Source organism: Sphingopyxis sp. Root1497 (genome assembly GCF_001427085.1).
GTDB lineage: Bacteria > Pseudomonadota > Alphaproteobacteria > Sphingomonadales > Sphingomonadaceae > Sphingopyxis.
The window spans coordinates 42,886-48,403 of the sequence record NZ_LMGF01000005.1; the positions used below are offsets into that span (position 1 = coordinate 42,886).

3 protein-coding genes and 1 pseudogene are annotated in these 5,518 nt (G+C 65.8%); 1 reads left to right on the plus strand and 3 read right to left on the minus strand.

All coding sequences use genetic code 11. The features are described 5' to 3' along the window. The 3 genes and pseudogenes from ASD67_RS24035 to ASD67_RS14655 form a co-directional block, all read right to left on the minus strand. Nucleotides 1-1,006 (minus strand): annotated as a pseudogene (locus ASD67_RS24035) (acyl-CoA dehydrogenase family protein); the annotation flags it as partial. Continuing rightward, nucleotides 1,003-2,193: an acyl-CoA dehydrogenase family protein gene (locus ASD67_RS14650; RefSeq protein ID WP_056348679.1), complete on the minus strand. Its 1,191-nt coding sequence runs from the start codon at nucleotides 2,191-2,193 to the stop codon at nucleotides 1,003-1,005. The pseudogene ASD67_RS24035 and the gene ASD67_RS14650, both read right to left, overlap by 4 nt. A 57-nt stretch (nucleotides 2,194-2,250) precedes the next feature. Continuing rightward, a complete protein-coding gene (locus tag ASD67_RS14655) occupies nucleotides 2,251-3,447 on the minus strand; it encodes a cytochrome P450 (RefSeq protein ID WP_056348683.1) in 1,197 nt (398 codons plus the stop codon). 228 nt (nucleotides 3,448-3,675) lie between these two features. Between ASD67_RS14655 and ASD67_RS14660 the strand changes: the two genes are divergently transcribed. Further along, nucleotides 3,676-5,518 (plus strand): molybdopterin-dependent oxidoreductase (locus ASD67_RS14660; RefSeq protein ID WP_162248590.1); only part of this gene is annotated, 1,843 nt, incomplete at its 3' end.

A 5,518-nucleotide genomic window follows, 5' to 3' on the forward strand; every position in this document is an offset into this window, starting at 1 on the left:
CGATCCGGGCGAGGTGCCAGTCGGCGTCCGCCCATAGGACTTCGATCGCCATCGCGCGCTTCACATAATGGCCGATCGCCAGCTCATCGGTCATGCCCATGCCGCCGTGCAGCTGGATCGCCTGTTGCCCGACAAAGCGGCAGGCGCGCGCGACATTGACCATCGCACTCGACACGGCGCGGGCGCGCGCTGCCGCGCTTTTGTCGAGCGCCTCCATCGCGAGCCACGCCGACGAGCGCGCGAGCTCGCATTCGAGATACATGTCGACCATGCGGTGCTGGAGCGCCTGGAAACCCGCGATCGGCTGGCCGAACTGGCGGCGTTGACCGGTGTAGGCGATCGTCTGTTCGAGCAGGCTGTCGAGCAGCCCGACCGCCTCGGCCGCGAGCAGCGCGAGCGCGCGGTCGCGGGCCTCTTCGAGCAGGTCGATGGCCGCGCCTTCGGGGCCGATCAGCGCGTCAGCCGCAAGGGTGTGGTTCTCGAAGATCAGGTCGGCGGCGGGGTGGCCGTCGATCGTCCGATAGGGCGACAGCCGGAGGCCTTCGGTCCTGGCGGAATTGACTTGGAACAGCGACACTCCCTCGTCGCCGGTGCGCGCGGCGACAAGGACGGTATCGGCCTCAGGGGCCCAGCCGACCACCGCCTTGGTTCCGTCGAGACGCCAGCCGTCGCCGTCGCGCCGCGCGCGCGTTTCGATGCCTGCGAAATCATAGCGGAGGCCCGGCTCGGCCCAAGCGAGCGTAGCCACCTTGTCGGCGGGCAGGGCAGTGGCGCCGCAATGATCCAGCAGCCACGCCGCCGTCGCCACCTCGGCGAAGGGCAAATGCGCCCGCGCACGTCCGATTTCCTCGGCGATGATGGAGCCTTGCTGCGCATCGAGCAGCGCCGAACCTATGCGGAGGCGGTCGGCGAAATCGGGCCATCGCGGCGCGCCCTCCTTCACCAGAAAGGCGCGCACGGCGTCGCGAAGCATCGCCTGTTCGGCTTCGGACAGAGCGGCGCTCATCGCGCCATTCCCGCCAGCGAACGCCAGATGATATTCTTCTGCACCTCGGTCGATCCACCATAGATCGTCTGCGCGCGTTCGAAGAGATAGGATTGCACCGCAGCCGGGCCGAAGGGGCCAACTGCGGGTGCTGCCGCCGCCCAGTCGGCGCTATCGCGCTCGAGCATCGGCAGCCGGTGCCGCCCAGCGAGATCGATTCCGAGTTCGGTGATCGTCTGCGCGCATTCGGTACAGGCGATCTTGAGCGCAGCGGCGGTCGCCATCGATACCTCGCCGCGGAGCGCCCGCAGGATCGACGCCTCGATCGCTGCGAGCCGCGCCTCGACGCGGGCATGGGCCAGGCGGAAGGCCGGGTCGCGGTCCATCGTGCCGCCGCTGCGCGCGGGCAGCTTCGCGGCTTCCTCCAGCAGCTTCGCGAGGTCGCGTTTCTTCGACCCGATATGCGCGTAGGACAGGCGCTCGGTCTTGAGCAGGACATTGGCATAATGCCAGGCCTGCCCCTCGTCGCCGATACGGTTGGTGACGGGCACGCGGACATTGTCGAATTCGATACGGGCGAGTTCGTCCGACCCGTCGATCAGGCGGATCGGGTGGACCCGGATGCCCGGCAGGTCGAGCGGGGCGCAGATCAGCGAAATGCCCTGCTGCTTGCGCTCCTCGCGGCTGGTGCGCGCGAGGCAGAAGATCCAGTCGGCCCATAGCGCGCCTGAGGTCCAGATCTTCGTCCCGTTCAATATATAATCGTCGCCGTCGCGCACCGCCGAGAAGCGCAACGAGGCGAGGTCGGACCCCGCCTCGGGTTCCGAATAGCCCTGCGCCCAGAAACAGCGCGATTCGAGGATCGCGGGCAGCCATTCGGCCTTCTGCGCCTCCGATCCGAACGCGGCGATGATCGGACCGATATAGATGACCGCCATCGGGATGATGCCCGCGGCATGAGCGAATTCGAGTTCCTGGTCGAAAATGTAGCGCTCGATCGGCGTCCAACCGGTGCCGCCGACCGCACGCGGCCAGCCGACGCCGAACCAGCCGCGTGCGTTGAGCGCGCGCTGCGCATCGACATGGTCTTCTTTCGTCAGCCGCTGCCCCGCCTTGTTCTTCGCGATGACATGCTCAGGATAATCGCGCGCGAAAAAGGCGCGGACGTCGCCCTGAAAGGCGGATTCTTCGGGGGTCAGCTTCAGCACATGATGATCCTGTCGACAGGGTGGGAGCGCGGGTCGCGGACCCACCCTAGAACATGGTCAGGATGCGCGGAAGGTGACCGGCAAGGTCTTGAGCACCCGCGATTCCCCCACCGCGAAGTCTGGCTGGAAATCCGACCGGATCTGCAGGTCGGGCAGGCGATCGAAGATCGAGCGGATCATCATTTCGAGCAATACCTTGGCGAAATGCTGGCCGATGCAGATATGCGCGCCGCCGCCAAAGCCGAGATGGTCGTGCTCGGTGCGGACCGGCCGGTCGAAGCGGACCTCATTGGGGTCGGCGAAATGTCCTGGGTCGTGGTTCGCCGCTCCGTTCATCGCCATCACATAGTCGCCGGCCTTGAGCGGGCACCCCTCAAGCTCGGTGTCGCGCGTGACGGTGCGCCGCAGGCCCTGGATCGGCGAGGCATAGCGCACAAATTCCTGCAGCGCGGTCGGGAAGTCGATCTCGTTGTTCAGTAGGCGCGCGCGCTCTTCGGGATGTTCGATCAGATACCAGAGCGACATGCCCGCGACCGCGCTGGTCGTGTCGAGACCGCCGAACAGCACCAAAGTCGCGATACCGACGATCTCGTCGTCGGTCAGCGCTTCGTCGCCGATCCGGGCGTCGATCAGCGTTTGCATCAGATCGTCCTCGGACGGCGACTGGCGCCGCCGTGCGGCGAATTCGTAGAGATACTGGCTGAGTTCGAGGCCATATTGGCCACAGGTTTCGGGATCCTCGACGCGCATCCGGGTCAGGAAATCGATTTTGAACGACAGCGTGTCCCAATCATCGCGCGGTACGCCGAGGAAGGGCATGATCACCGTCGCGAGCGTCGGGCGGACGAGCTGTTCCTGCAATTCGGCCTCGCCGGTCGGCGCGATCGCGTCGAGCAACTCGGTGATGATCGCCTCGAAACGCGGACGATATTTCTGGATCGCATCGGGCAGGAAGATCGGGTTGAGCAGCTTGCGCATCCGGGTTTGCTGCGGCGGATCGAGGTCGATCGGGTAGAGCGCCAGCGGCTGCTTAGGCAGCGCGGTGCCGTCGGCCGAGCTGAAGGTCCGGAAATCGTCGTAGACGCGGCGCGTCGCGGCATAGTTGGTGGTGTACCAGAAACCTCCGAGCTGTTCCGACCGGGCGACCGGACAACCGCCCGAGCGCACCTTGTCGTAGAAGTCGTAGGGGCGCTGCATCAGCGCGCGGTCGTGCTGGCTGAACTCTTCCACCGCATAGTCTTTGACGTCTGCCATCGATCGATCCTCTCGCCTGTGCCGCCTTCGGCCTTTTTCGCGAGGCAATTTCGATCAAATGGCAAGCTGTGTCAACCAATCGATTAATTATTTCCGGTGCTCGTCGCACATGAAATGGCGCTTTATGGGGATTTAGGGCGATATTGATCGACTTTACATTTTGAAGAATCTGGACAGTCGACGAAAAGAGTGAAAAGCTCTAACCGAACGACTAACTGGAGCGACTCCATGCGACCAGAAACGGGTGAGGACGGCGATCACGTCACTTTCTGCCGCATCTGCACGGCAGTGTGCGGGCTGGTGGCGACGGTCGAGGGCGGCAAGGTCGTGCGCGCGCGGCCCGACCCCGACAATCCGTCGTCGCAGGGGCAAGCCTGCGTCAAGGGCATCGCCTATCATGGCGTGACGCACGACCCCGACCGGGTGACGCGGCCGGTGAAGCGCGTCGCGCCGGGGCGGTTCGAGCCGGTAAGCTGGGACGAAGCGCTGGGCGATATCGCGGCGCGGCTGTCGACAATCATCGCCGAGCACGGCCCCGACGCGGTGGCGAGCTACCAGGGCAACCCGCCCGCCTATGCCACCGACGGCATGACGGGGTTCCGCATGTTCCTGAAGGCGCTGGGCACGACGAAAATCTATGGTGCGGGGTCGCAGGACACCAATGCCCGCTTCACCGCCAACTGGATTCTCTATGGCAGCCCGCTGACGATCGACGTGCCCGACGTCAACAATGCCGATTTCATGCTCATCTTCGGTGCCAACCCGCTGATCTCGCACGGCTCGCTGATCTTCACCCCGCGCGTCCGGCAGCAGTTCGACGCGGTCGCGGCGCGCGGGGGCGTGGTGGTCGTCGATCCGCGGCGCAGCGAAACCGCGGCGCGCTACGAACATGTCGCGATCGAGCCCAATTCGGACTGTTGGCTGATGCTGGCGATGCTCAAGACGCTTGCCGACGAGGGGTTGGCCGACGAGGCTTTCCTGGCGGAGCGTTGCGCGGGCTGGCCGGAACTACGGGTGGCGCTCGCGGGCATCGATTATGACGATGTCGCGCGGCGCACGGGGATCGCCGTCGAGACGATCAAGGGGCTCGCGCGCCGCCTCACCGCCAGCCCGAAATCGGTGTGCTATGGCCGTGTCGGCATCTGCCGCGGGCCGCATGCGACGCTCGCCAATTTCCTGCTGTCGGCGCTCAACATGGTCGGCGGGACCTTCGGCCACGAAGGCGGCAGCACCTTTGCGACCCCGGTGCTGGCGGGCAGCGACCGCGCGACGACGGGCGGTTATGACGAGGTGCGCAGCCGCGTCGGCAATTTCCCGAGCGTGACGCAATTCCTGCCCTCGGCGGTGATGCCCGACGATATCCTCGAACCCGGTCCGGGCAAGGTTCGCGCGCTGCTCTCGCTCGGCGGCAATGTGCTGCTCGCGGCGCCGGGCGGCGAGCGGCTGCGGCGCGGGCTCGAACAGCTCGAGCTGTCGGTGTCGTTCGACCTCTATATCAACGAGGCTGGCTCCTACGCCGATTATGTGCTGCCCGGGCTGACCTTCTACGAGCGCGCCGACCTGCCGATGGTGCCGTTCATGAGCATGGTGCAGCCCTTCCTGCAATATGCCGAGCCGGTGATCCCGCCGGTCGGCGAAGCGCGGAGCGAGTTCGATACCTTCTGCGAGATATTGGCGCGGATGGGGCTGCGGATGCCTGCCGCCTCGCCCGGTGAGGTCGCGGCGCAGGCAGCGGGCGGGCAGCTCCGCCCGCTCGAAGTGCTCGACGGTGCTATCCGGCAGGGGCCGGCGGGCCTGCATGGCGACTGGTCGATCGACAAGCTGCGCGACCATCCGCACGGCGTGATGCTCGACATTCCGATCCCTTGGGGCAATCAGGACAAGATCGCGCACGCCGACGGGAAAATTCATCTGTGGGACGATATGGTCGCCGCCGAGCTCGATCGGCTGTTCGCGACGGCACCGATCGAGGGGCTGAAACTGCTTTCGCGGCGCGACATGCGTTCGCACAATGGCTGGCTGCACAATGTCGACCGGCTGATCCGCTCGCAAAAGCCCACGCTGCATATTC

Excerpts from the sequence above, each read along its gene's own strand:
- ASD67_RS14655 (WP_056348683.1), bottom strand. The coding sequence starts at position 3,447 with ATGGCAGACGTCAAAGACTATGCGGTGGAAGAGTTCAGCCAGCACGAC.